The sequence below is a fragment of the Streptomyces sp. NPDC006372 genome, assembly GCF_040612515.1.
Classification (GTDB): Bacteria; Actinomycetota; Actinomycetes; order Streptomycetales; family Streptomycetaceae; genus Streptomyces.
Genome location: NZ_JBEXQJ010000030.1, coordinates 57,628 through 81,351, shown reverse-complemented (window position 1 = coordinate 81,351; position 23,724 = coordinate 57,628). Strand labels below are relative to the sequence as shown.

Sequence of the window (23,724 nt, the reverse complement as noted above, 5' to 3'; positions counted from 1 at the left end):
CGGGCCGCATCACCGGCAGCGCGGATGTGGGTGGGAGCCACCGCCTCACACCAGGAACGAGAAATCCCATGACAACCTTCGGGCTCATCGGCGCCGGCCCCGGTCTCGGGCTGGCCACCGCCCGTCGCTTCGGCGTCGCCGGCCACGCCGTCGCCCTCATCGCACGCAACGCCGAGCGCCTGGAGGAGATGACCGCCGAGCTGGCCCACGACGACATCCGGGCCCGCGGCTTTACCGCCGACGTGCTCGACATCGAGTCCCTGACCACGGCCCTGCACGCCGCGGGGACCACCCTGGGGCCCATCGAGATCCTCCAGTACAGCCCCGTTCCCCAGGCCCACTTCATGAAGCCGGTCCTCGACACCAGCGCCGACGACCTCGACGCCCCGCTCACCTTCTCCGTCAAGGGCCCTGTCACCGCGGTGAACGCCGTCCTGCCCGGCATGCGCGAACTCGGCCGCGGCACCCTGCTGTTCGTCAACGGCTCCAGCGCCGTACGTCCCAACCCGAAGGTCGCCGGTACCTCGATCGCCTTCGCCGCCGAGAGCGCCTACGCCCGCATGCTTCACGACGCGCTCGCCCCGGAGAACATCCACGCCGCCCACCTGATCATCCCCGGAGCCATCCGGCCCGAAGCCGAGCACAGCAGTCCCGACGCCCTGGCCCAGCGCCTGTACGACATCCACACCGACCGGGACGGCTTCCGCCACTACTCCGAGCCTCTGCCCGACTAGCCACAGGACGACCCCGTGAATCCCGCCCTCTTTCGCGCTCTCACCCGCGTTTTCCCGGCCGCCGCCCTGCTGCTGGTCATGACCGCCTGCACCGACGATTCCCCGCCCTCCTCCGCCTCCTCCTCCGAGTCCGCGTCGCCGCAGGCTTCGACGGCCCCGGCAGCCACCACACCGACCGGCAGGACCACAGCGATGAACATCCGGCTCACCCTCGACGGCCACCCCGTCGCCGCCACCCTGAACGACAACCCCACAGCCCGCGACTTCGCCGCGCAGCTCCCCCTGACCCTCTCCCTGCGCGACCTCCACCAGGCTGAGAAGATCGCCGATCTGCCCCGGAAGCTGTCCACCTCCGGCGCCCCGGAAGGCGCCGACCCCGAGGTCGGCGACCTGGCCTACTACGCCCCCTGGAACCAGCTCGCCACCTACTACCGCGACGCCCCGTACGCGACCGGCCTGGTCATACTCGGGCACATGGCCGACGGGGGCGCCGAGCGGCTCGCCGGCGCCGACGAGATCACCATCGAAGCCGCGCACTGACCCGCCCCACCGCTCGCCCGTGCGCGAAGGGGGGAGGAGATCCTCCTCTTTTCGTCCGGTTCGCTGCATGGAACCGTCGAAGACGTGGCCGCGCCGTCCACTGTCCACCGCGACGGCTTCAGCCGCCACCATGATCCGCCGAATTCCACGTAAGGAGAGACCACACGTATGCCTTCCGCGTCCGGGACCACCCCCGGCAAGCTCCCCTTCGTCGTCTGGGTGCTCGCCGCCGGCACGTTCCTGATGGGGACCACCGAGTTCGTCGTCGCCGGCCTGCTGCCGGAGCTGGCCGGTGACCTCGGCGTCGGCGTCTCCCACGCCGGCCTGCTGATCACCGCCTTCGCCATCGGCATGATCGTCGGTGCGCCGACCATGGCCATGGCGACGCTGCGCCTTCCGCAGCGCCTGACACTGATCCTGGCCCTGTCCGTGTTCTGCCTCGGACATCTGGTCGCCGCCCTCAGCACCTCCTTCACGATCGTCCTCGCCGCCCGCGTCGTCACCGCCCTGGCCACCGGAGCGTTCTGGTCCGTCGGCTTCGTCGTCGCCACCGCCGCCGCGGGCCCGCACCACGCCACCCGCGCCACGGGCGTCATGATCGGCGGCCTGACCCTGGCCAACGTCATCGGCGTGCCGGTCGGCTCCTTCGCCGGCCAGTTCACCGGCTGGCGCGGCCCCTTCTGGGCCCTGGCCGTCCTCTCCGGGCTCGCCGCCGTGTTCATCGGCCGCTTCATCCCGGTCCAGGAGCGGCGCATCGCGGTGTCCCTGCGGGCCGAGGTCCGGGCCCTGCGGCAGGGCCGGCTGTGGCTGGCGCTCGGCGCCGCGATGCTGATCATGGGCGGCGTCCTGGCGACGTACACCTATGTCACGCTGCTGCTGACCGACCGCGCTGGAATCCCCGCAGGCGCCGTACCGCTCGTCCTCATCGCCTTCGGCGTCGGCGCCCTGGGCGGCACCACCACGGGAGGCCGCCTGGGCGACCGGCGTCCGATGGTCACCACCATCACCGCCGCCGCGGCCACCGCCCTGGTCCTGCTCCTGATGATCCCGCTGTCCGGCAACGCGGTGACGGCCACCCTCCTGGTCTTCCTCATGGGCCTGACCGGCTTCACGGTCAACCCGGTGGTCACCGCCCTCGCCATGCGCTTCGCGGGCGACGCCCCCACTCTCGCCTCGGCGCTGACCACCTCCGCCTTCAACACCGGTATCGCCGCCGGATCGGCGCTCGCGGGTACGGCCCTGGACTCCACCCTCGGCCTGACAGGCCCGCCCCTGGTCGGCACCGTCATCGCCGCCCTCACGCTGCTGCCCCTGATCGCCCTCGCCGTCCACGGTTCATCCGGCAAGGGCCGGATCGTGGCCCGGAGCAGCGCTCCCGGGCAGCGGCGACGCGATGAGGCCGCGCAGGTGTCGTCGCAGCACTGACTCAAGCCTGGATCCGCGTACGGCCGACGACGTACCAGCAAGCGAGAGGACTCCGCACATGACTGTGAACAGCACGGGCTTCACCGGGAAGGGGGCCTTCGTGACCGGAGCCGGCTCCGGCATCGGCCGCGTGACCGCCGACGCCTTCGCCCGCGCAGGCGCCCGCGTCGCCCTCGCCGACCTGTCCCCGGACGGTGTTCTGGTCTGCTCGGACGCCGCCTCCTTCGCCACCGACCACGCCATGGTCGTCGGCGGCAGCCAAACCGCCTGACGGCGTCGCGGCAAGGCGTCATGCCACCGCAGTTCAGCCAGGCACCCCGGGCACCAGCCGTACCGCCACATCTTGCCACCTGAAGGGACAACGCCCCGTGAATCCCACCTACGACTTCAACGGCCACGTCGCCCTCGTCACCGGGGCCGGCGCCGGCATGGGGCTGGCGACCGCCCGCGCGTTCGCCCGGACCGGAGCCGCCGTCGCCCTCACCGACATCGACGAAGCGGCCCTGAACGCTGCCGCGAAGGAACTCACCGACGCCGGCCACCAAGCCCTCGCCCTCACCTGCGACGTCAGCGACGAGGACCAGGTCGCCGCCGCCGTCGACCGCACCGTGGAGACCTTCGGCCGCCTCGACATGGCCTACAACAACGCCGGCATCCAGGTCCCGCCCAGCGACGCCGCCGACGAGCCCGCCGAGCGGTTCGACCGCGTCAACGCCATCAACCTGCGCGGTGTCTGGACGTGCATGAAGCACGAGCTGCGGCACATGCGTGCCCAGGGCAGCGGAGCCATCGTCAACTGCTCCTCCCTGGGCGGCCTGGTCGGCCTGCCCGGCCGCGCCTCCTACCACGCCTCCAAGCACGGAGTCATCGGCCTGACGAGCAGCGCGGCACTCGAATACGCCCCCCGAGGCATCCGCATCAACGCCATCTGCCCCGGCACCATCGACACCCCCATGGTCAGCGACATGATCGCCAAGGGAGAACTCGACCGCGCCGAGGCCGAGGCCAACCAGCCCATCAACCGGCTCGGCACCGCTGAGGAGATCGCCCAGGCGGTCCTGTGGCTGTGCAGCCCCGGAGCCGGCTTCGTCGTCGGCGTCGCCCTCCCCGTCGACGGCGGCTACGTCGCCCGCTGAGGACGGCCCACCCAGAGCAAAGAGAGCTGAGAGAGATCATGGAATTCATCAAGCAGCAGCCCAGCAGCAAGGCCCCGGCCGACTGGTTCACCGGCGACGTGTGGTGGGACGTCATCGTGGCCGGCCAGGAGCCGTCGCGGATGCGCGCCAACCTGGTCCGCTTCTCGCCGGGCGCCCGCACCAACTGGCACTCCCACGCTCTGGGCCAGACCCTTCACGTCGTTTCCGGGATCGCCCTGATCGGCACCCGGGACGGCACCGTCTTCGAGGCCCGCCCCGGCGAGACCGTCGCCTGCCCGCCGAACGAGGAACACTGGCACGGCGCCGCCCCCGACCGGTTCATGGAGCACATCGCCCTGTGGGAGGGCACGGGCGACGGCACTCCCGAGATCACTTGGGCCGAGCCGGTCACCGAGCAGCAGTACAACGGCCCCCGCACCCGCGACCAGTAGCCCCGGCCCATTCCACGCGCATCCGGGGCTCGCTCAGGACGTCACGGCGTCCCGGGGACTGCCGCCTGCCTCGCAGCGCGCGCAAGTGCCCCCGATGACGTCGGTCAGTCACTTCTGACGGAGCTTCAAGGGGGGAGGAAAGTCTCCCTGTCACGAGCGTTGCCGGTGGTGCGAGACTCCCCAGGTGACCGGTAGCCGCCTCCAGAACGCGCGGTTGCCGACTTCCCCGTGGTGACGACCATCCACTCTCGCGTCCGGCTGATGTGTAGGGCCGATCCGTCAGCGATACGAAGGCGTACCTATGTCAACTGAACTCCCCGAACCTGCCGCTCAACCCCCCACCGGAGCCGGCGAGTCCTCCCCGGCGCCCACTCGGCGCACCTTCATCGCCACGAGTACCGTGGTCGGCGGCGCGGTCGTCGCGGGGAGCGTCGTTGGAGGGACCTCCCTCATCGGCGCGGAAGAGGTCACGGCCGCCGAGCGGCCGCCGTCCAGCCGTGTCTCTTTGACGGTCAACGGCACCCGCCGGACGGTGACGGTCGACAACCGGACGTCGCTGCTGGACCTGCTGCGCGAGCATCTCGGTCTGACGGGCTCGAAGAAGGGCTGCAACGCCGGGGCCTGCGGGGCGTGCACGGTGCTGGTCGACGGCCACCGGATCAACGCCTGTCTGACGCTCGCGGTGCGTCTGGAGGGGGCCGAGGTCACCACGATCGAGGGCCTGGCCGAGGGCGATCAACTTCACCCATTGCAGCAGGCGTTCATCGACGAGGACGCCTTCCAGTGCGGTTACTGCACCCCGGGTCAGATCGTCTCCGGGGTGGGTTGCATCAAGGAGGGTCACACCGGTTCGCCGGAGGAGATCCGGGAATGGATGAGCGGCAACATCTGCCGCTGCGGCTGTTACGTGAAGATCGTGCGGGCGGTCGAGCAGACCGCCGGCCGGAAGTGAGGGCCTGATGTATCCCTTTGCCTTCACCAAGGCGTCCGACACCCGTGAGGCCCTCAATGCGGGCCGCCGCGGCGGCCGTTACCTCGCCGGCGGCACCACCCTCGTCGACCTGATGCGCGAGACCGTCGAGCGTCCCGACAGCCTGGTCGACATCAGCGGCCTGCCCTTGCGCGAGGTCACGGTGACCGAGCGCGGGGGGCTGCGCATCGGCGCCCTGGTGACCATGTCCGAGGCCGCCGCCCACGCCAAGGTGCGCACGCTGTACCCCGTCGTATCCGAGGCGCTGGAACTGAGCGCTTCGGCCCAGTTGCGGAACATGGCCACCATCGGCGGCAACATCATGCAGCGCACCCGGTGCACGTACTTCCGTGACGTGACCGCCGACTGCAACAAGCGTGAGCCTGGCTCCGGTTGTGCCGCGCTGCACGGCGTCAACCGCACCCACGCCATCCTCGGGACCTCTGACGCCTGCGTGGCCACGCACCCGTCCGATGCCGCCGTGGCCTTCGCCGCCTTGGAGGCACGGGTGCACCTGCTGGGCCCGGACGGGGCACGTCAGGTGTCCTTCGCCGACTTCCTGTTGCGGCCGGGCAGTACCCCGCAACGTGAACAGGCCCTGCGTAAAGGCGAGTTGATCACAGCAGTGGAGATTCCCGCTTTCCCGCGCCCGCTCAGGTCCGGCTACCTGAAGGTGCGTGACCGGCAGTCGTACGAGTTCGCCCTGACGTCGGCTGCCGTCGCGCTGCACGTACGCGGCGGGGTGATCCGCGAGGCAAAGGTCGCCGCCGGGGGCGTGGGCACGGTGCCCTGGAAGCTGCCCGCCGTCGAACAGCACCTCGTCGGTGAACGCCCCTCGGGGGCCCTCTGGTCGGCCGCTGCCGCGAAGGCGGCGGACGGCGCCCGTCCCCTTCAGCACAACCGCTTCAAGGTCGAGCTGCTCAAGCGCACTGTCGAACGCCAGCTTCGCGTCGTAGGAGGTGCCAAGTGAGCCCCCAGCCGCAGGCAGCCGTGGGTGCGCCGCTGTCCCGGGTGGACGGCCGGCTGAAGGTCACCGGACAGGCGCTGTACGCCGCCGAGCACGAGGTCGAGGGGTCCGTGCACGCCGTCATCGTCGACGCAGCCATCGGCCGCGGTCGCATCACGTCGATCGACAGCGCCGCCGCCGAAGCCCTTCCGGGCGTCCTGAAGGTGCTCCACCACCGCAACGCGCCGAAGCTGCCGTACCGCGACAACTCCGGGTCGAACAATCCGCCCGGCCGGCGACTGCGCGTCTTCCAGGACGACCGTGTCCGCTTCCACGGCCAGCCGGTCGCCGTCGTGGTCGCCACCACGCTGGAGGCCGCACAGCACGGCGCGAGCCTGGTCAAGGTCGGCTACGACGCCGAGCAGCCCTCGACCGACCTCACCGAGGCCGAGCCGGACGAGCCGACCCGGTACGCGCGCGGCGACGCCGAAGCGGCCCTGCGCTCAGCGGCCGTACGACTGGACCTGACGTACCGGACGGCGCGCAACCACCACAACCCGATGGAGCCGCACGCCACCATCGCCCGCTGGAACGGCGACAAGCTCACCGTATGGGACAAGACCCAGTGGGTGGTGGGCACGCAGACCGAACTCGCGGCGGTGTTCGGCCTGGAGACGGACGCGGTGCGCGTCATCTCGCCGTTCGTCGGCGGCGGTTTCGGCACGGCGTTGCGCTGCTGGCCGCACGTGGTCGTCGCAGCGCTGGCCGCCCGCGAGACGAAGCGTCCGGTCAAGCTCGTGCTGAGCCGCAAGCAGATGTACCTGGGTACGGGTTTCCGGCCCTCGTACGAGTACCGCCTGCGGCTGGGCAGCAACCGGCGCGGCCGGCTGTCCGCCGCGGTGCACGAGCTGGACGCCGAGACGTCGTCGTACGAGACGTTCACCGAGGCCATCCTGGCGGCCGGGCAGATGCTCTACAGCATGCCCAACGTGTCCCAGAGGTACCGGACGGTGCCGCTGGACCTGCCCACACCGCTGTACATGCGCGGCCCCGGCTTCCAGACGGCCTCCTTCGTCATCGAGTCGGCCATGGACGAACTCGCCCACAAGCTCGGCGTCGACCCGATCGAGCTGCGCCGGCGCAACGAGCCGAACGAGGACGAGTCGTCTGGGCTGCCGTTCTCCACCCGCCGGCTGCGCGAGTGCTATGCAGTCGGCGCCCGCGAGTTCGGCTGGGATCGCCGCAACCCCAGGCCCCGCTCGACACGTGGGGGAGACTGGCTGATCGGCAGGGGCATGGCCGCCGGCGTCTACGACACCGCCCGCATGCCCGCCCAGGCCCGCGCCCGCCTCGACGCCGACGGCACCGCACTGGTCGAGGCCGCCGCCACCGACATGGGCCCGGGCACCTACACCTCCCAGACCCAGGTCGCCGCCGACGCCCTCGGACTCACCGTGCGCACGGTCACCTTCCGGCTGGGGGACTCCCTCTACCCGCCGACCCCACCGCACGGCGGCTCGATGACCATGGCCAGCGTCGGCTCCGCCACCCTCGACGCCTGCAACAAAGTCCGCCGTCAGGCGATCGAACTGGCCGTCGGAGACCGCGAGTCGCCGCTGTACGGGGTGGCCGCCGGCGATGTCGTGGTGCGGGGCGGCCGACTGCACGTGAAGAACGACCCCACGCGCGGGGAGACGTACCGGCGGCTGCTCGCCCGCAACGACCGCACCCACCTGGAAGCGGACGGCTCCTTCGCGCCGCCGTCCGGCCCGGAGCGGCACTCCTTCTACGGCTACAACGCGACCTTCGCCGAGGTGGCCGTCGACACGACGCTGGGCCTGGTGCGGGTACGGCGCGTACTCGGGGTGTACGACGCGGGCCGCATCATCAGCCCCAAGCTCGCCGACAGCCAGGCTCTCGGCGGCATGGTCGGCGGTATCGGAACGGCTCTGCTGGAGCACACGGTCACCGACCACCGCGACGGGCGGATCGTCAACGCCAACCTCGCCGACTACCTCGTCCCCGTCAACGCCGATGTCCCCGACCTCAAGGCGATCTACCTGGACGGCGAGGACCGCGAGGCCGACCCGCTCGGCGTCAAGGGCCTCGGGGAGCTGGTGATGATCGGCGTGGCGCCCGCCATCGCCAACGCGGTCTTCAACGCCACCGGCCGCCGCGTCCGCGAACTGCCCATCACCGCCGAGGCGTTGCTCTGATCCATGCCCTCGGGGCGGCGGAGCGCACGCCGCTCGTCCAGCAGCCTGCCCCGTCCGGCTGCCGGACCTCCCAGGGCCGCCGCCGCGTGACGTTTCCCCGGCGTCGTGGCGGCGGCCCGTTCACCTTCCGATCCTGGTCCTGCCATGGAGACATGGAGAACTGCCATGCTGAACATCGCGGACACTCTGCACCGCTGGTGCCGCGAGGCACGCCCCTTCGCCCTGGCCACCGTCGTCGGCGTGCACGGCAGTGCCCCTCTGCCGGTCGGTACGTCGGTAGCCGTGGACGAGGACGGCAACGCCGTCGGCAGCATCTCCGGCGGCTGCGTCGAGGGAGCGGTCTACGAGCTGTGCCGGCAGGTGCTCCATGACCGGGGCACGCCGCAGCGGGCCTGGTTCGGCTACTCCGACGACGACGCCTTCGCAGTCGGTCTGACCTGCGGCGGCGAACTCGACGTCCTCGTCCAGCGCATCGATCCCGCAGCCCAGTCGCACCTGTCCACGGCCCTCTCCGAGATCGCTCAAGGGCGTCCGGTCGCCGTGGCACAGGTCGTGGACGGCCCGGATCGTCTCCTCGGCTCCACGCTGAGCGTGCTCGGCGGCGGCCATGCCGCCTACGGGCGCGTGGACGGCGGCCCGACGGACCGGGCCGTGGCCGACCGGGCCAGGGCCCTGATGCGGGCGGGCCGCACCGTCCGCATCGACATCGGCGGGCAGGCAGACGAATGCCCCGAACGGCTGTCCGTCCTCGTTCATGTCCATGCGTCCCCGCGCCTGCTGGTCTTCGGTGCCGTCGACTTCGCCGCGGCCCTCAGCCAGGCCGGCCGCTTCCTGGGCTACCACGTCACCGTCTGCGACGCCCGCCCCGTCTTCGCCACTCCCGCCCGCTTCCCGCACGCGGACGAAGTGGTCGTCGACTGGCCCCACCGCTACCTGGAACGCACCGAGGTGGACGAGCGCACCGCCGTATGTGTCCTCACGCATGACGCCAAGTTCGACATCCCGCTGCTTCGCCTGGCACTCGACCTGCCCGTCGCCTACGTCGGGGCCATGGGTTCCCGGCGCACCCACGACGAGCGCATGCGCCGCCTGCGCGAGCAGGGCGTCACGGAGAGCCAGTTGGCCCGGCTGCGTTCCCCCATCGGCCTCGATCTTGGAGCCTCCACACCCGAGGAGACGGCCGTCTCCATCACCGCGGAGATCATCGCCCAGGCCAACCACGGCACGGGCAGACCTCTGACCCAGATCACCGGCCCGATCCACCGGCCGTCGGAGTTGGCGGGCTACCGGTAGGCCGGCCTCACGAAACGACAAGGGCTCATCGTCCCTCTGAAGGCAGCCTGTACGTCATGACGCTCGTTTGACGCTCTGGGCTCCCGCAGGCGGGACAGCGACCCGAGAAATGGCCTCTGACCTGGCCCTTTTCGAGACTTGCTCAAGCCGACATTCTTCCGATGACGTCGCATGTGGAGTGCGTGGCTATCCTTGAGCCTGCCGTGAAGGGCGCCTGACCTGCGGCTTTGTGGCGCAGGCCGTTCGACCGACCTGTTCCTCTCCACGCAGCGGGTCGAATGGATAGATCGATCCTTGAAGGTTGCCTGACCTGCGACTTCTTGAGGCAGACGGTCGCTTCGGCGGCGCTTTCAGGGGTTCCGTCGAGGAATCTTGACGCTCGGCTGACGCTCGCTTCGGGGCTCTGGGAGTTGCTGGGGCCATCGCGGGATGATCTCGGTATCCCGCACCACACCGGGGCAGCTCAGTTCTCGGAGTTCGAAAGTCAGTAACCGGGTGGGGGCCACCCGCACGGCACCGAGCCACACGACACGTTCGTCCTGGTCGTCGCCGAACTCGCCGCGAACGCCGTCCGTCACGGCCGCGTCCCGGGCGGTGCGTAGCCCCGCCCCTTTCCCACGACGAGAGTCTGGGCGTCGTCGAATCGAGTTGACCGACATTCACCCCGCCCGGCTGGCGCGACCGGCTCGCGATCCGGACGAGGACGGATGCCACAGACTGCTCCTTGTCCCGCGAGCCCTCATTTGGACGTGATCAGTCGATGTGCGGATCATCGGACTCTTCGAGGAGACGGCTCGCGAGGTCGTCGGCCCACTCCACGGCCCAGGAGCGGAGAGCGGTAATGGTGGCGTCATCAAGCCCATAGGCGGCGAAGGCTTCGTCGTCGGTCCACTCGGCGCCCGTGAGGTTCGCCTGCAAATCCTCGCGCTCGAAGCGGCCGCGGGCGTGGCGGCGGCCGAACTCTTCGAGCTCGGCATTGGTCCAGCGGCGGGAGGCTGCGAACACGTCGATCAGGTCGCGGGGCGCTCCACGGTCGGCGAGGGCGCGGACCTTGGTCCCGATCACGTCCTCCTCCGCGAGGACGGGCCCGTACGGGCTCTGGGCGACCGGCCGCCAGAAGATCTCCTTGAGGATGTCGACTTCGCATTCTTGCCCGGTGGCCGGGTCGGTCACGGTGAAGCGGGCGGACAGCGGGGCGGTCTCCAGCGCGTGCACCTTCCAGCCGCGGGCTTCCAGGCCAGCACGGAGCGTGGCGGCGATATCGGACATGGGCGCCGGGTTCTCGGTGGCGACGTCGAGGTCCTGGCTGGGGCGGTTCACGAGGCGGTGTGCCCGCACGGCGTATCCACCGGTGAGAACCAGTGGATACGGGGAACCGAGGGCGATCACATCCGCCAGGAGCCGCGTGTGCAGCTCCGGCATGTCCGTCACGCGGCGGCCCGGGTGCGGGAGGCGAGCTGGGGGAAGGCGTCTTCCCATACGGCGCGCACGGTGCGGCCAACGAGTGTGCGCAGCACCGGCCACAGCTGGAGGAGCAGGTCCTGGTTGAGGTAGCGGGGCAGGTCGTCGTACAGGCCCTCGTGCAGGACGGTGCGGTACAGGCCCATGCGCTGGCGCGGCTTGCCCAGGTCGTATGAGGTCATTCCGGACCAGGCCATGTGCAGCGGCAGATCCACGACACCGTGGGTCGGACCGCGCAGCTCGTCCAGCGACTCCGGCAGACGGCGGCGGAACTTCTCCCGGTACAGCGCGAGGTCCTCGGCGTCCGCTCCCGAAACGTCCCTTGGGGTGGGTGCGGGGTGCTGTGGGCTGGAGGGCATGACTCCATTATGGCGGCCGGAGATGTTGTGAGGGTCATGATGTGCGAGCTGGCGTCCGGAGCGAGCGGGGGCGGATCCTCCGGTGAGCTGGTTGCCGCAGTCTGCTCTTCCGTGAGCGATGCTGACTCCTGGCAGTCCGCCGGGCGTGCTGGTCCCGTCCTCGGGGGTCGTCCGTCCAGCGGGTTGATGCGTATGGCGGCAAGCATGAGACTCGTGGACCCGGTGGCGGGGAGGCCCGGCGGGCCTCAGGAGGTCTGGACGACCGCACAGCCAGCGATCACGTACCGGAGACAGGTCGGCAGGGACGAACTACCCGAGAGTCTCGTCTACGACTCCGACCGTCTGGAAATCCACTTCGGCCAAGGAGTTTTCGGGCCAGTAACTCAGCAAATGAGGGATTACCAGGTCAGCGGACAGAACGTTCTCGACGGTTGGTTGAAACGCAGGACAGGACCGCCGTCACGCAGAGCCCTCAGCGAGCTGGACCGCATCCGGCCCGAGCGGTGGCTACCTGCCTGGAGTGAGGAACTCCAGTACGTGTTGTCCGTTCTGTGGCATCTGGTCGAGCTGCAGCCGGCTCAGAATGAGCTGCTCGACCGTGTTCTCATGTCACCGCTGGTCAGCGTCGCCGAGTTGCAGCGTCGGAACGTCCTGCCCGTCCCGGACACCGCCCGGCGTTCTGCTCCCGCACCACTACAGACCGACCCCATCCCCGGGACCGAGGAAATCGAGGGGCGTGAGCCGCACGCCGTAAGGCCACTCAGCGCAGAGAGGAGCTCTCCGGCCGACGCTCCCACGCTGCCACGGAGGAGTAGGAATACCGGCGCGGCGCAGTCGTCCCGCAGAAAGCGACAAGATCCGTAGAGCTCTTGATGAAGGTGACGCGCCTGCCGTACCGAGGGCGGGTGCGTCCGGCCAGTCGTGACGCTCATTTGACGCTCTGGGCGCCCTCACGCTGCTCAGCGAGCCGAGAGAGCTACTCTGACCTGGTCTTTTCCATGACTCGCTCAGGCCGACATCTTTCCGATGACGTCGCACGTGGAGTGCGTGGTCGTTTTTGGAGCCTGTCGCAAAGGGGCTCTGACCTGCTGTTTTCCTGATTTCCCAGGGTCCGGGCCGGTCGCGTCGGCATGTTTCGGTGAGCGCATGACGTGGAACAGGTCGTGTGCCGGACGTACGCCCCTGACCTGTGGCTTCGTTCAGGGACGGGGAAGGTGGGCGCGTGGTGCTCCCCGTCTTCGCAGGGTCCGCGCCAGGCAGTTCTGACGCTGATGTGACGCTCGCTCTGATGGCGCGTCAGGTTGTGGGTGAGGGGGTGTGCGGTTCGTGCGTCGAGTCGGGCGGCGACCGGACCAGGGCCGGCCACGCTGATTGGATACTCCGCGCCTCCGAGTGCGGCATCGCCGAGGCGGTGCTCTCCGATCAGAGCGCTGACGAGGCCCTTTTCACCGCTGGCACGGCTGCCCAGGCGTACCGACGGAACCTGCGCGATGGTAATGGCGGCCAGGCGCGTCGAGAGCAGCACTCCGGCGATGATCGACGCAACACGGTTCAAGGCGCTCGGTTCCGCTTGGGGTGCTGTGCCGCGACGGCCACGAAAGCGGTAGCAAGCATCCCGGCCAGGCCGCGACCACCTTCTGTGTCGTGAGGCGGAGCTGCCGATGCCCAGAGCGTCGCTCAGCGGTACACCCAGCAGGGCGTTCCGGGAGGCTGCTGGGGGATGACGGGGTGCGGATGCGTCGGGGCGGTCGGTCGTACCGACCGACCAGGTGGTGCCGAGTGTGCGTAGCCGGCCGGTCTCCATCGTGTCCGGCAACCGGGAGAGGAGGAGGTCTTCCTCGTCCCTGGTGTCCTGCCGTATCAGCGAGAAGGCCCGCGTGACGCTTGCCGGCGCCACCCTGATCTCCACGCCCGCCCGCACATCCCTTGGGGGAGTGGCCCTTACGCTGGGCGCGCCCCCAATGTTTCCCGAAGCGTTGCGCTCCGGCTGGGTCAAAATCTGTGCCCGCGAGCTGAGATTTCAACGGAACAGGCAGACAGATTCTCTACCGCATTAAGTGGAGTGGGATTCTTCACCGTACACAGGCCGCTGCGGCGTGCTACTGTCGATCTCAGTTGCAGTTGTGGTTCCCAAAACTTCAAGTGCCCTCCGGGCGGCGCCTGCGCCACTGGAAGCACTTTTATTATCCGGTCTTTTTCCGGACGGGCTGATCATCGCGGCGACACGGGGTCCGTGCAGTGCGGATCCCGATGCACTGCCCCAAAGGAGAAATGACATGGCTGCTGGTACTGTGAAGTGGTTCAACGCGGAGAAGGGCTTCGGCTTCATCGAGCAGGACGGTGGCGGCGCTGATGTGTTCGCCCACTACTCGAACATTGCCGCCCAGGGCTTCCGTGAGCTGCTGGAGGGCCAGAAGGTGACCTTCGACATCGCGCAGGGCCAGAAGGGCCCGACGGCCGAGAACATCGTTCTCGCCTGACGCTGACTGTCGCGTACTTGTAGCTGGGGCCCGCGTCCTTCGGGGTGCGGGCCCCAGCTACTCGCATTTTCCCGCAGTGGTTTCGCCTGCGGACGACAACCAGGAAACCCGTAGGCTCACCGCATACGGAGCATCCTTCAGGGATGCACGCATCCCTTCATAGCCGCGGCGGACGCTCGAACATTGCGTCCGCTTCGCGCACTCATTCCAGCGCCTGTGCCCGCACGGATTTTCCGTCGCTCTCGCTTTCGCATTCCACCGGTCCATTCTTGCAATTCTCTGTGCTGCTCATCGCTGCGGGAATTCCTTGATATGTGCCGCGTCGAGGAAGGTTCCGCATGAACCGCACACGCACGAACGACCGCCTCGCCCGCACCCGTGACGGCAGTACGGACTCTGGCAGGGGCGGCAGCCGATTCGGTTCGTCAGCCAGGAGCCGCTCCGGCGGGCCGAGCCGTTCCGGTGGTCACGGCCGCAGGCCCGCCGCGGTCCAGGGGGAGTTCGCGCCGCCCAGGACGATCACTCCCGCGCTTCCCGCCGCAGAGGGCTTCGCCGATCTCGACATGCCCGGGGCGCTGCTGGGCGCGCTCGGCTCGCAAGGCGTGACCGTACCCTTCCCGATCCAGGCCGCGACTCTGCCGAACTCCCTCGCCGGCCGGGACGTACTGGGCCGTGGTCGCACCGGCTCCGGCAAGACCCTCGCCTTCGGGTTGGCGCTGCTGGCCCGTACGGCCGGGCAGCGCGCCGAGGCCAGGCAGCCGCTGGCGCTGATCCTCGTACCCACGCGTGAGCTGGCGCAACAGGTCACCGACGCGCTCGCCCCGTACGCCCGCTCCGTGAGGCTGCGGCTGGCCACGGTGGTGGGCGGAATGCCGATCGGCAGGCAGGCGAGCGTGCTGCGCGGTGGCGCCGAGGTCGTCGTCGCCACGCCGGGACGCCTCAAAGACCTCATCGACCGCGGCGACTGCCAACTGAACCAGGTTTCCATCACCGTCCTCGACGAGGCTGACCAGATGGCCGACATGGGCTTCATGCCGCAGGTCACCGCCCTTCTCGACCAGGTCCGCCCCGAAGGCCAGCGCATGCTGTTCTCCGCCACTCTTGACCGCAACGTCGACCTGCTCGTGCGCCGCTACCTCAGCGACCCCGTCGTGCACTCCGTCGACCCCTCGGCCGGCGCGGTCACAACGATGGAGCACCACGTGCTCCACGTTCACGGCGCCGACAAGCACACGGCAACCACCCAGATCGCCGCACGCGACGGCCGCGTGATCATGTTCCTCGACACCAAGCACGCCGTCGACGGCCTCACCGAGCACCTCCTGAACAGCGGAGTACGGGCCGCCGCCCTGCACGGCGGGAAGTCGCAGCCGCAGCGCACCCGCACGCTGGCACAGTTCAAGAGCGGGCACGTCAACGTACTGGTGGCGACCAATGTCGCGGCTCGCGGCATCCACGTCGACAACCTCGACCTCGTCGTCAACGTCGACCCGCCGACCGACCACAAGGACTACCTCCACCGCGGCGGCCGTACCGCCCGCGCAGGAGAGTCCGGCAGTGTCGTCACCCTGGTCACCCCCAACCAGCGCCGCGGCATGACGCGTCTCATGGCAGCAGCCGGCATCGTCCCGCAGACCACCCCGGTCCGCGCCGGCGAAGAGGCCCTGCACCGCATCACCGGCGCCCAGGCCCCCTCCGGCATCCCGGTCGTCATCACCGCACCGGTGGTCGAACGCCCCAAGAAGCGCGGCGCCACTTCACGCGGCCGACGCCGCCCCGTCTCGGCGGCCCGCCGCGCACCCGTACGGCAGTCCACCGCCGGTGCGGCGGCATAGAACCTTCGTGTCAGGAAGCCCGCCCAACTCCGCAGGAGGCACGCTTTGACGCTGGACCAGACGCAGTTCCGCTCAACACGTACCAACGCCGTGCAGACGGCGGCCGATCCTGCGGACGCGGCCGGACCGCAGGTCTGGGAGGACATGACCGTGGAGGTGGCACTGTCCGTGATGGCCGCCGCCTGTACAAGTCATCTGGTCGTCTGCGACGAGGACGGCTTGTGCACCGGCCTGGTCACCCGGGCCCGGCTCGCGGCCGTTCGTGACGGCTCCGGATACACGGACCGGATCCGCCTGCGTGACATCGCCGACCTCATCGGCCCCTTCGCCTCACCGCTGACCACTAGGGCCGAAGCCGAACGTGCGATGCACTGCCGTCGGCTCGGGGAGCCGCCCGTGGTCGACGAACACGGCAACGCTCTGGGCGTCCTCGCCCTCTCCCGCTGAACCGCCCTCACCCTACCCGGCCCCGTCTTCTCGTCTCCATGGAGGCATCATGCGCTGTGTCATCGCCCGCTTCCCGTTCGACCTGACCAAGGGCGGCGTGGTGGAATCGATGAAGGGCGTCACACCTGAGCCGGTCACCGGTGAGTTCGTCATCATCGGACGACGCCACTACCCCGCCAAGCAGGTCGGCCAGGTCATCACCCGCCAGGACCGGCGCGATTTCAGCACCGGTGAAGTCCTCAGGGCCATGACCCAACTCGGCTTCACCTGCCGCACCCGCCCTACCGCCGCATCTGCACCCCTGGCCGACCCGTACGAGCCGGCTTCCGCGACGCTCGGCACTCCCCTTTCCGCCTGACGTACGGACAGGTGTGAGCCGAACAGAGCAGTGAGGCCCCACCGGCCTGCCGGTGGGGCCTCACTGTGTGCCGTGGGTCGGTGGGTCAGTGGTCGGAGTAGCTGAAGTCGCCCACGGTCCAGGCAGTGACGTCCTCGATCGCGACGCGGTACATCCCGCCTGTCTCCGGTATCCCCACCGTACCCTGCAGGATCCGGGCGACGTGGAAATGCAGATGCGTGGGCGGTCCGTCCTTCCTCGCGGGGGTGTCGAAGACGGCGGAGAACTCGCCCAGGTCGGCGGAGTCCGTCAGCACCTCGGACACCCTCTGCCTCCACATGGCTTCCGGGGCCAGCCGACCGGTGATGACAGCACCACTGGTGACCACGGTCAGGGGCATCTGATTGCTCTGTCCGGACTCCACGAGGGTGGCTATCGCAACGAGCAACTCGTCAGGCTTCGGCATGGGATCGGATTCTATGCACCGGCCTGCCCGGGCGGGTGCAGCGGTGGGGCAACCGGGCGAGACGGGCGCATACGGCTCCCCTGGTGCCGCACTACAGGTCAGGGGGTGCGCATGTGCGGCCGCTGCGAGCCAGGGGCGTGCTTCGAGGCATTGGTCGGCTGCCGCAGGTCTTCGTTGAACGCCTGTGCGGTATCGCGTGCGTCGGCAACGGCCGCGTGGAACGGGGCAGCTGTGGCGTTGACGGACATCGTGTTCATCAGGGTCACCCTCGTCTGCGGATCGTTCATGCCCGGCCCTCGTCCACCCGACCCTGTGCCCCGCCCGCCAACCCACCCGAGCCACCGTGCTCGGATCTCATCCGTGCGTCGGACCTGCACTGCGGACGGCCCCCAGCATTCGCAGATCGGCTCAGCGGGAGACCTCATCGTCGAGCCGCAGAAAATCTATGCTCGCTGGAGTAGACATTCGATGCCTTAGGGGTTACGGTTTCTTTCGTAGCCGAGATCGAGCAGGGCCCGGCAGACACGAACTGCCGGGCAGCAGTCCACGTATGACGGTGCGGTGGTGGAGTTTCGAAGCCAGGTTGTGTACGACGGCGACGGGACTGACGACCGGACCGGGTGGCCTGAAGTGACGAGGGGCCGCCGTGCTCCCTACCCGGGCGCCGCCTCCCCTCCAGGCATCCCCACGCGGCCCCAGTCGTTGATCGAGCCGCGAGTGCGGCGAGAGCACCGTGCCGCAGTAGTGAATGCGCCTGCTGTTGTGGTCAGTAGACGGCGAGGGAGATGGCGATGTAGTGCGCGGTGAAGGCCGCCACGGTCAAGGCGTGGAACACCTCGTGGAAGCCGAACCAGCGGGGCGAGGGGTCGGGGCGTTGGACGGCGTAGACCACCGCGCCCGCGCTGTAGAGGAGACCGCCGGTCACTGTCAGGGTGACCACGGCCGCACCGCCGGTGTGCAGGAAGTCGGGCAGGTAACGCACCGGTGCCCACCCCAGGGCCAGGTAGCAGGGGGTGTACAGCCAGCGGGGAGCGTTGACCCACAGCACGCGGAAGGCGATACCGGTCAGCGCGCCCGTCCATACGATCCACAGCAGCAGGTTTCGCCGGTCAGCAGGGAGGAGGAGCACGGCCAGAGGGGTGCAGGTCCCGGCGATGATCAGGAAGATGTTGGCGTGGTCGAGGCGACGCAGGACGGCCTCGCCCATCGGCCCCCAGGTACCCAGGTGGTAGACGGCGCTCGTCCCGAACAGCAGCCAGGCGGTGACGGAGTACACGGTGCAGGCCAGGGCCGCCTGCTGGGTCCGGGCCAGGCAGACGAGGACGATGCCGGCACTCACCGAGGCAGGGACCATCGCGGCATGGAGCCAGCCACGCAACTTTGGTTTGACCGGCTCGACCAGGTCGGCCGCCCACTCGACCAGGTCGGTAACCGGGTGAAACTCCTCCCCGGCATTGCCATGATGTGATCCGCCGGCAAAACCGGCTACGGCGTCCCCAGACGCAACTTCCCGTCCTGTCTCGTTCTTCTGGGCATCATCGGCAACCATCCGATCATGCTAAGAGCCTGCTCGTGGCAGCGTTCCTCGAGGCCGGTCTCGCCACCAACTGGGCCAGCGGAAGCCGTGTAAGCCGCCTGGCCATGGGAAGGACCAAGGTTCCCGAGGGCGCGTCTCCGCCCACCTACGCCCAAGGACCGCCGATGCTTCCCGAGTTCCCCTCCCACGCATCCGCCCCCCTCGCAGATCAGCTGGAACAAAGATTGGGGCTGCCCCCACAGTTCGAAACCGGCCGTTTCGACGTGGAGCGTGTCGCCGGCATCGCCGTCCTCGCGGCGGCCCACTCCAATGGCTACGCGGCCACCGCGCACCTCCTCGGACTGCTGGCCGCGCTCCCCGCCCCCACTGACACAGGAGAACGCTTCTGGTCGAACCTGTGGAGATCCTCGGGCACCGCCTACCTACTGCCGACCAATATCAAAGACCTGGTGCTGCGCTCGCTGGCCGGAGAAGGAACCGGGCTGGCCGGACAGATCCTCTCTGCCGTCGATGAGATGACGCCTCCCCAGCGCGTTGCGGCCGCAGAGGTGATCGGCCAGGCGCTCGCCGAGTCCGACCACCTCCCCGACCTCAAAACACAGGTCATCGGCGAGCTTTGGCTCCGGGACCTGGAACTCACCGCCTGGCGCGTCCTACACGCGGACCACAAGCCGTCCGATGCGGCCGGACGTAACGCCTTCATCGAAGCATGGACGAGTGTCTGACCCCGGCCGAGCCGGCACACACAAGCATCCGAATAAATCCGGGACGTTCGAGCAGATCGAACGAATCCGGGCACGACTCGGACGGTTGGTGGTGGTGGGAGGCGTCGGTCAGTTGGTCCTTGCCGAGAGGGCGGGTTCGTAATGGCACGGCTACGGCCCCTGGGCGCACGGGCTCGCCGCACTGTCCTGGTTCCTGAGTACCGACGGTGACGCTGTGCTGACCTGCGCACAGGGGGCCGGTGACACCGCCTACGACCCGTACCTGCGGGGCAGCGGCTTCGCGGGGCCGTCTCGATACCTCTGGTACCTCGGTCTCGCCGTAGCCGACGAGACTCACACGCCCGGCTGCCTGGTCACCCCGGCCGAGCCGGCACACGCTCGAGTGGCAGCGCGCCTTCACGGACGCCGTGATCGCTGCCCAGCTGAGGGGCGGCGGGCACCCGGGGCAAGATCGGGCGCACTTCCGGGACAGCGCCGACAACACTCGGGCACTGCTGTAACCGAGTGGCCCAGCGGCGAGGCGCACCAGGATGCCGCGGAGGCCGGCCGCCACGACAGGGGGGCACGAGATCTTCGCCGGCATCACCGGGCGCACGGCTGACCCACCGAAGGCGGTACCGCCTTGACCTCTCCCTCTCCGGCCGCCGGCGTCATCGGATCGTCTCCGGACACCCGTTGTGGTGCCCCGACCTTGTCGGGAGGAAGAGATCGCACAGGTAGTGGATCATCCTGTGGCGCTCTCCGGGTACCGTCAGGGTATGAGTCATCCGCACCCCGAGCTGAAAGCCGCACCGCCCCTTCCCGAAGGAGGGCTGCGGGTCATCGCCCTGGGCGGCCTGGGTGAGATCGGCCGCAACATGACCGTCTTCGAGCACGCGGGCAAGCTGCTCATCGTCGACTGCGGCGTGCTCTTCCCCGAGGAGACCCAGCCCGGCGTGGACGTGATCCTGCCGGACTTCACCTCGATCCGGGACCGGCTGGACGACATCGTGGGCATCGTCCTCACCCATGGCCACGAGGACCACATCGGCGGCGTGCCGTACCTCCTGCGCGAACGGCGCGACATCCCCGTCGTCGGCTCCAAACTGACGCTGGCGTTCCTGGAGGCCAAGCTCAAGGAACACGGCATCCGGCCGCGCACGGTGCGGGTGCGGGAGAGCGACCGGCGCGGCTTCGGGCCCTTCGACCTCGAGTTCGTGGCGGTCAACCACTCCATCCCGGACAGCCTCGCGGTCGCGATCCGCACCCGGGCCGGGATGGTGCTGCACACCGGCGACTTCAAGATGGACCAGTTTCCTCTCGACGAGCGCATCACCGACCTGCGGGCTTTCGCCCGCCTGGGCGAGGAGGGCGTGGATCTGTTCCTCACCGACTCCACCAACGCCGAAGTACCCGGCTTCACCACCTCCGAGCGGGAGCTGAACCCGGCGATCGAGCAGGTGATGCGCACCGCGCCACGCCGGGTCATCGTCTCCAGCTTCGCCAGCCATGTGCACCGCATCCAGCAGGTCCTGGACGCCGCCCACCAGCACGGCCGCAAGGTCGCCTTCGTCGGCCGGTCGATGGTCCGCAACATGGGCATCGCCCGTGACCTGGGCTATCTGAAGGTCCCCTCCGGTCTGGTCGTGAGCACGAAGGAGCTGGAGAAGCTCCCTGACCACAAGATCACTCTGGTGTGCACCGGTTCCCAGGGCGAACCGATGGCCGCGTTGTCACGGATGGCCAACCGAGACCACCAGATCCGCATCGGCAAGGGCGACACCATTCTGCTCGCCAGCTCCCTCATCCCTGGCAACGAGAACGCCATCTACCGGGTGATCAACGGACTCACCCGGTGGGGCGCCCACGTGGTCCACAAGGGCAACGCCAAGGTGCACGTCTCCGGACACGCCAGCGCCGGCGAACTCGTCTACTGCTACAACATCGTCAAGCCCCGCAACGTCATGCCCGTGCACGGCGAATGGCGCCACCTGCGGGCCAACGCCGACCTCGCCATCCGTACCGGTGTCGACCCCGAGCGGGTCGTCATCGCCGAGGACGGCGTCGTCGTCGACCTGGTCGACGGGCGCGCATCCATCACCGGCAAGGTCCCCGCGGGCAACGTCTACGTGGACGGCATGGAGGTCGGCGGCGCCACCGAAGCGTCCCTCAAGGACCGCCTCGCCCTCGCCGCCGAGGGCGTGGTCACGGTGGTGGCGATCGTCGACGCGGACACCGGCGCCCTCGCCGAGGCCCCCGACTTCCTGGCCCGGGGCTTCGTCCACGACGACGCCACCTTCGAGCCGGTCGTCCCCGTCATCGAGAAGACCCTGGCCACCGCCGCCGAGGAAGGCGTCGGGGACGCACGCCAACTCGAACAGCTCGTCGCCCGCGCCGTGGCGAACTGGGCGTTCCGCACCCACCGCCGCCAGCCCCTCATCATCCCCGTCATCATCGACGCCTGAGCCACAGCCCGGCAGGCGTCCGGGGTCGGACGCCGATGTGCACGAGGTGAAACTCGGCGACGAGTCGTCGCTGATGCCGGGCCTCATCACCGGCCACCGGGGCGGCCCGCAGGAATCGCGCCCGGGTGTCGCCGGGACGCGTCTGGGGCGGCCCGGTGGCGGGAGCGCTGTGCCGGGCATCCCGCAGCCCCTCCAGCAGCTGACCTGCCGCCCGAGCAGCAACATGACGGCCACGGGGATCAGAAGCGCGGACAGCCCGGTGTACCGGCCGGAGGGCGATTCTTGAGCCTGCTGAAAAGGGCCGCTGACCTGCCGTTTGCGGCGGCCGAGCCGTTTGCTGGAGCTTCGGTCGAGGTCAGGTCTGTGATCGCGTAGACGGCCTCGCGGGTGCGCCTGCCGCTCGCGGTGTCCACGCGGTAGCGCGGGATCCGGGCGGCCTGGACAGCATGAGGGAAGTCCAGCCCCAGACCTGTGACGGTCAGCGCCCGGGTGGCTCCCGTCTCCCGGCGGCCGTCCGGCCTCGCGGTCGTAGTGGCGGGCAGTCACCTCCTTCCACGGCAGTGAGCGCAAGGCAGCGAACAGGTCGGGCTGGTTGGCCTTGACCAGGAAGAGGTAGTGTCCGGCACCGGTAGCTGGCTGACGGTGTGGCCGTCACTGGTCATCACCGCCGGCGGATGCACGGCCGGGACGGCGCCGTGACGCGAGCCGCGGGCACATTTTCCGTCCACCGCAACCGTGTCGGCCCCGGCCAGGTCCTGGCCGGTCAGGTCCGCAAATCCGCCTGGACGTACCGCGATCACGACCCATCGGACGGTGGACAGCGACGGCGCGACACGTACGCGAAGTGTCCCGGCACTGCGAGCGCCGAGCCGGGCCAGGGTGTCCTCGGTCGCCGCCCTGGACCACTGACCGATCGCCGCCCACGAGCGGGCACCGGCAGTCACCGCGCACGCCGCGACCAGGAGTACCGCCACGAACAGGTGACGCACCCCGCGTCGCCGGCGCGGATCGGGCAGCACCGCCCGCCGGTCCACGAGCGAGGGCAGCACACGATGCTGACGCGACGGGCGACTTGCTCCCGGTCAGGGCGCGTCGCCCAACGCCGCAAGCAGCAGCCCGCAGCGGGTGGGCCTGAGGAGCACCTCGCGCACCTTGGCGAAAAGCGTGACCTGATCGCCGTGCGAGGAGTGGGCCATGATCGCGCAGTTGGCCACCGCATGCGCGTCGCTGCGCAAGTGAGGTCCGGTGGCGTCGCGCGGTACGGTCCAGTCGATACGGTCGAAGGCGTCGGACGCCTCGGGGGCGAACAGCCCGGCGACCGAACGGGCGCTCCGCGGAAGGACGTTGAGCGCGAACTCCCCGAGGGTGAGCGCCGCGTAGGCGGTGGGGCTTCCGCTGTGCAGGCTCACCAGGACGGTGGGCGGATCGTGGGTGACCGTCGACAGGCAGGTGCACGCGGTGCCCCACGGGCGGGCCTCGGTGTCAAAGGCGGTGGCGATGGCCACGCCCGCGCGCATGCGTGCCGTCAAGTGCTTCATGCCGTCGGCGCCGGCCGGGCGCATCCGTTGGGCCGCGCGCGTGCGCGCTGTTCGGATCACGCGACACTCCGCGCGCTGCTTGCCGGACGGCTGCGCGGCACGGGACACGGTGCCGCGGTCCGGTCTCCCGCTCCTTTGCGACGAATGACTCGACTCCAGCAACTCGCGTCGTTCATGGCACCTCCTGAGCTGTGCGGCAGCGGGTATTCCTTCGCGCCGTGGCTGTTCAGGAGAAGCGCGGCCCCCTCGACGAGTCCCGGGAATTCGGAACCTCACCTGGAAACCCCGGGCCGCGCTCCGCCGTCGGCCTCTGCCCGAGTACAGGAAACGCTCTGGACATTACCAGCGGAATTCGCTTCGCAGCAGATAGTTACCGCATGAAT

The 23,724-nt window shown here is 69.4% G+C and carries 25 protein-coding genes; 18 read left to right on the top strand and 7 right to left on the bottom strand.

What is annotated here, in order from left to right:
• Window positions 1-68: 68 nt before the first annotated feature.
• The 10 genes from ABZ016_RS32735 to ABZ016_RS32690 all read left to right on the top strand — a co-directional run bounded on the left by ABZ016_RS32735 (window position 69) and on the right by ABZ016_RS32690 (window position 9,712).
• Entirely contained in the window at window positions 69-734 is a 666-nt protein-coding gene (locus tag ABZ016_RS32735) for an SDR family NAD(P)-dependent oxidoreductase (RefSeq protein ID WP_356920323.1), read from the top strand.
• 15 nt (window positions 735-749) lie between these two features.
• Window positions 750-1,274, top strand: coding sequence for a cyclophilin-like fold protein (locus tag ABZ016_RS32730; protein WP_356920322.1), 525 nt, complete (start codon window positions 750-752; stop codon window positions 1,272-1,274).
• A gap of 168 nt (window positions 1,275-1,442) precedes the next feature.
• Complete coding sequence (locus ABZ016_RS32725) at window positions 1,443-2,699, top strand: MFS transporter (RefSeq protein ID WP_356920321.1); 1,257 nt, start codon at window positions 1,443-1,445, stop codon at window positions 2,697-2,699.
• Between the two features lie 58 nt (window positions 2,700-2,757).
• Window positions 2,758-2,970, top strand: a complete 213-nt coding sequence (locus ABZ016_RS32720) for an SDR family NAD(P)-dependent oxidoreductase (protein WP_356920320.1) — start codon at window positions 2,758-2,760, stop codon at window positions 2,968-2,970.
• Between the two features lie 97 nt (window positions 2,971-3,067).
• Complete coding sequence (locus ABZ016_RS32715; protein WP_356920319.1) at window positions 3,068-3,835, top strand: glucose 1-dehydrogenase; 768 nt, start codon at window positions 3,068-3,070, stop codon at window positions 3,833-3,835.
• A 38-nt stretch (window positions 3,836-3,873) separates the two neighbouring features.
• Window positions 3,874-4,287 (top strand): cupin domain-containing protein, encoded by a 414-nt coding sequence (locus ABZ016_RS32710; protein WP_356920318.1) that lies wholly within the window; start codon window positions 3,874-3,876, stop codon window positions 4,285-4,287.
• Window positions 4,288-4,588: 301 nt separating this feature from the next.
• Window positions 4,589-5,239 (top strand): (2Fe-2S)-binding protein, encoded by a 651-nt coding sequence (locus ABZ016_RS32705; protein ID WP_356920317.1) that lies wholly within the window; start codon window positions 4,589-4,591, stop codon window positions 5,237-5,239.
• A gap of 7 nt (window positions 5,240-5,246) precedes the next feature.
• Window positions 5,247-6,227, top strand: coding sequence for a xanthine dehydrogenase family protein subunit M (locus ABZ016_RS32700; protein ID WP_356920316.1), 981 nt, complete (start codon window positions 5,247-5,249; stop codon window positions 6,225-6,227).
• A complete protein-coding gene (locus ABZ016_RS32695) occupies window positions 6,224-8,419 on the top strand; it encodes a xanthine dehydrogenase family protein molybdopterin-binding subunit (RefSeq protein WP_356920315.1) in 2,196 nt (731 codons plus the stop codon). The genes ABZ016_RS32700 and ABZ016_RS32695 overlap by 4 nt, the downstream gene beginning before the upstream one ends.
• Window positions 8,420-8,584: 165 nt before the next feature.
• The gene (locus ABZ016_RS32690; RefSeq protein ID WP_356920314.1) at window positions 8,585-9,712 is read left to right on the top strand and encodes an XdhC/CoxI family protein; all 1,128 of its coding nucleotides are present in this window, start codon (window positions 8,585-8,587) and stop codon (window positions 9,710-9,712) included.
• A 753-nt stretch (window positions 9,713-10,465) separates the two neighbouring features.
• Here the strand turns inward: ABZ016_RS32690 and ABZ016_RS32685 are convergent.
• Both ABZ016_RS32685 and ABZ016_RS32680 read right to left on the bottom strand, forming a co-directional pair.
• Window positions 10,466-11,134: a nucleotidyl transferase AbiEii/AbiGii toxin family protein gene (locus ABZ016_RS32685; RefSeq protein WP_356920313.1), complete on the bottom strand. Its 669-nt coding sequence runs from the start codon at window positions 11,132-11,134 to the stop codon at window positions 10,466-10,468.
• A gap of 5 nt (window positions 11,135-11,139) precedes the next feature.
• On the bottom strand, window positions 11,140-11,532 hold the full coding sequence (locus tag ABZ016_RS32680; RefSeq protein ID WP_356920312.1) for a hypothetical protein: 393 nt from the start codon (window positions 11,530-11,532) through the stop codon (window positions 11,140-11,142).
• Between the two features lie 204 nt (window positions 11,533-11,736).
• Here ABZ016_RS32680 and ABZ016_RS32675 point away from each other — a divergent pair, with 204 nt between their 5' ends.
• The 5 genes from ABZ016_RS32675 (at window position 11,737) to ABZ016_RS32655 (ending at window position 16,652) form a co-directional block, all read left to right on the top strand.
• Window positions 11,737-12,396: a type ISP restriction/modification enzyme gene (locus tag ABZ016_RS32675; protein WP_356920311.1), complete on the top strand. Its 660-nt coding sequence runs from the start codon at window positions 11,737-11,739 to the stop codon at window positions 12,394-12,396.
• 1,412 nt (window positions 12,397-13,808) lie between these two features.
• Entirely contained in the window at window positions 13,809-14,012 is a 204-nt protein-coding gene (locus tag ABZ016_RS32670) for a cold-shock protein (protein WP_014145516.1), read from the top strand.
• A gap of 338 nt (window positions 14,013-14,350) precedes the next feature.
• Window positions 14,351-15,847, top strand: coding sequence for a DEAD/DEAH box helicase (locus ABZ016_RS32665; RefSeq protein WP_356920310.1), 1,497 nt, complete (start codon window positions 14,351-14,353; stop codon window positions 15,845-15,847).
• Window positions 15,848-15,892: 45 nt separating this feature from the next.
• Window positions 15,893-16,294: a CBS domain-containing protein gene (locus ABZ016_RS32660; protein WP_356920309.1), complete on the top strand. Its 402-nt coding sequence runs from the start codon at window positions 15,893-15,895 to the stop codon at window positions 16,292-16,294.
• A gap of 49 nt (window positions 16,295-16,343) precedes the next feature.
• Window positions 16,344-16,652 carry an SCO5918 family protein gene (locus ABZ016_RS32655; RefSeq protein ID WP_356920308.1) on the top strand — a complete coding sequence of 103 codons (309 nt, stop codon included), beginning with the start codon at window positions 16,344-16,346 and terminating at the stop codon, window positions 16,650-16,652.
• An 85-nt stretch (window positions 16,653-16,737) separates the two neighbouring features.
• On the opposite strand, the gene ABZ016_RS32650 is transcribed toward ABZ016_RS32655, so the two are convergent.
• From ABZ016_RS32650 to ABZ016_RS32640, 3 genes are all read right to left on the bottom strand, one after another.
• Complete coding sequence (locus ABZ016_RS32650) at window positions 16,738-17,097, bottom strand: hypothetical protein (RefSeq protein WP_356920307.1); 360 nt, start codon at window positions 17,095-17,097, stop codon at window positions 16,738-16,740.
• Between the two features lie 98 nt (window positions 17,098-17,195).
• The gene (locus ABZ016_RS32645) at window positions 17,196-17,384 is read right to left on the bottom strand and encodes a hypothetical protein (protein ID WP_356920306.1); all 189 of its coding nucleotides are present in this window, start codon (window positions 17,382-17,384) and stop codon (window positions 17,196-17,198) included.
• A gap of 479 nt (window positions 17,385-17,863) precedes the next feature.
• Window positions 17,864-18,451, bottom strand: a complete 588-nt coding sequence (locus ABZ016_RS32640; RefSeq protein WP_356920305.1) for a hemolysin III family protein — start codon at window positions 18,449-18,451, stop codon at window positions 17,864-17,866.
• A 347-nt stretch (window positions 18,452-18,798) separates the two neighbouring features.
• On the opposite strand from ABZ016_RS32640, the gene ABZ016_RS32635 reads away from it, so the two are divergent.
• From ABZ016_RS32635 to ABZ016_RS32625, 3 genes are all read left to right on the top strand, one after another.
• On the top strand, window positions 18,799-19,359 hold the full coding sequence (locus ABZ016_RS32635; RefSeq protein ID WP_356920304.1) for a hypothetical protein: 561 nt from the start codon (window positions 18,799-18,801) through the stop codon (window positions 19,357-19,359).
• Window positions 19,360-20,117: 758 nt separating this feature from the next.
• A complete protein-coding gene (locus ABZ016_RS32630) occupies window positions 20,118-21,803 on the top strand; it encodes a ribonuclease J (RefSeq protein ID WP_356920303.1) in 1,686 nt (561 codons plus the stop codon).
• A 37-nt stretch (window positions 21,804-21,840) separates the two neighbouring features.
• Window positions 21,841-22,089 (top strand): hypothetical protein, encoded by a 249-nt coding sequence (locus tag ABZ016_RS32625; RefSeq protein WP_356920302.1) that lies wholly within the window; start codon window positions 21,841-21,843, stop codon window positions 22,087-22,089.
• A gap of 256 nt (window positions 22,090-22,345) precedes the next feature.
• Here the strand turns inward: ABZ016_RS32625 and ABZ016_RS32620 are convergent, their stop codons facing one another.
• Both ABZ016_RS32620 and ABZ016_RS32615 read right to left on the bottom strand, forming a co-directional pair.
• Window positions 22,346-22,822, bottom strand: a complete 477-nt coding sequence (locus ABZ016_RS32620; protein WP_356920353.1) for a transposase family protein — start codon at window positions 22,820-22,822, stop codon at window positions 22,346-22,348.
• 63 nt (window positions 22,823-22,885) lie between these two features.
• Window positions 22,886-23,401, bottom strand: coding sequence for a flavin reductase (locus ABZ016_RS32615; RefSeq protein WP_356920301.1), 516 nt, complete (start codon window positions 23,399-23,401; stop codon window positions 22,886-22,888).
• Window positions 23,402-23,724: the final 323 nt, after the last annotated feature.

Bases quoted from the DNA above. Each gene is read 5' to 3' on its own strand.
- ABZ016_RS32735 (WP_356920323.1), top strand. From the start codon at position 69: ATGACAACCTTCGGGCTCATCGGCGCCGGCCCCGGTCTCGGGCTGGCC.
- ABZ016_RS32725 (WP_356920321.1), top strand. From the start codon at position 1,443: ATGCCTTCCGCGTCCGGGACCACCCCCGGCAAGCTCCCCTTCGTCGTC.
- ABZ016_RS32720 (WP_356920320.1), top strand. From the start codon at position 2,758: ATGACTGTGAACAGCACGGGCTTCACCGGGAAGGGGGCCTTCGTGACC.
- ABZ016_RS32710 (WP_356920318.1), top strand. From the start codon at position 3,874: ATGGAATTCATCAAGCAGCAGCCCAGCAGCAAGGCCCCGGCCGACTGG.
- ABZ016_RS32705 (WP_356920317.1), top strand. From the start codon at position 4,589: ATGTCAACTGAACTCCCCGAACCTGCCGCTCAACCCCCCACCGGAGCC.
- ABZ016_RS32700 (WP_356920316.1), top strand. From the start codon at position 5,247: ATGTATCCCTTTGCCTTCACCAAGGCGTCCGACACCCGTGAGGCCCTC.
- ABZ016_RS32690 (WP_356920314.1), top strand. From the start codon at position 8,585: ATGCTGAACATCGCGGACACTCTGCACCGCTGGTGCCGCGAGGCACGC.
- ABZ016_RS32685 (WP_356920313.1), bottom strand. From the start codon at position 11,134: ATGCCGGAGCTGCACACGCGGCTCCTGGCGGATGTGATCGCCCTCGGT.
- ABZ016_RS32680 (WP_356920312.1), bottom strand. From the start codon at position 11,532: ATGCCCTCCAGCCCACAGCACCCCGCACCCACCCCAAGGGACGTTTCG.
- ABZ016_RS32675 (WP_356920311.1), top strand. From the start codon at position 11,737: ATGAGACTCGTGGACCCGGTGGCGGGGAGGCCCGGCGGGCCTCAGGAG.
- ABZ016_RS32670 (WP_014145516.1), top strand. From the start codon at position 13,809: ATGGCTGCTGGTACTGTGAAGTGGTTCAACGCGGAGAAGGGCTTCGGC.
- ABZ016_RS32665 (WP_356920310.1), top strand. From the start codon at position 14,351: ATGAACCGCACACGCACGAACGACCGCCTCGCCCGCACCCGTGACGGC.
- ABZ016_RS32655 (WP_356920308.1), top strand. From the start codon at position 16,344: ATGCGCTGTGTCATCGCCCGCTTCCCGTTCGACCTGACCAAGGGCGGC.
- ABZ016_RS32650 (WP_356920307.1), bottom strand. From the start codon at position 17,097: ATGCCGAAGCCTGACGAGTTGCTCGTTGCGATAGCCACCCTCGTGGAG.
- ABZ016_RS32645 (WP_356920306.1), bottom strand. From the start codon at position 17,384: ATGAACGATCCGCAGACGAGGGTGACCCTGATGAACACGATGTCCGTC.
- ABZ016_RS32640 (WP_356920305.1), bottom strand. From the start codon at position 18,451: ATGGTCCCTGCCTCGGTGAGTGCCGGCATCGTCCTCGTCTGCCTGGCC.
- ABZ016_RS32635 (WP_356920304.1), top strand. From the start codon at position 18,799: ATGCTTCCCGAGTTCCCCTCCCACGCATCCGCCCCCCTCGCAGATCAG.
- ABZ016_RS32630 (WP_356920303.1), top strand. From the start codon at position 20,118: ATGAGTCATCCGCACCCCGAGCTGAAAGCCGCACCGCCCCTTCCCGAA.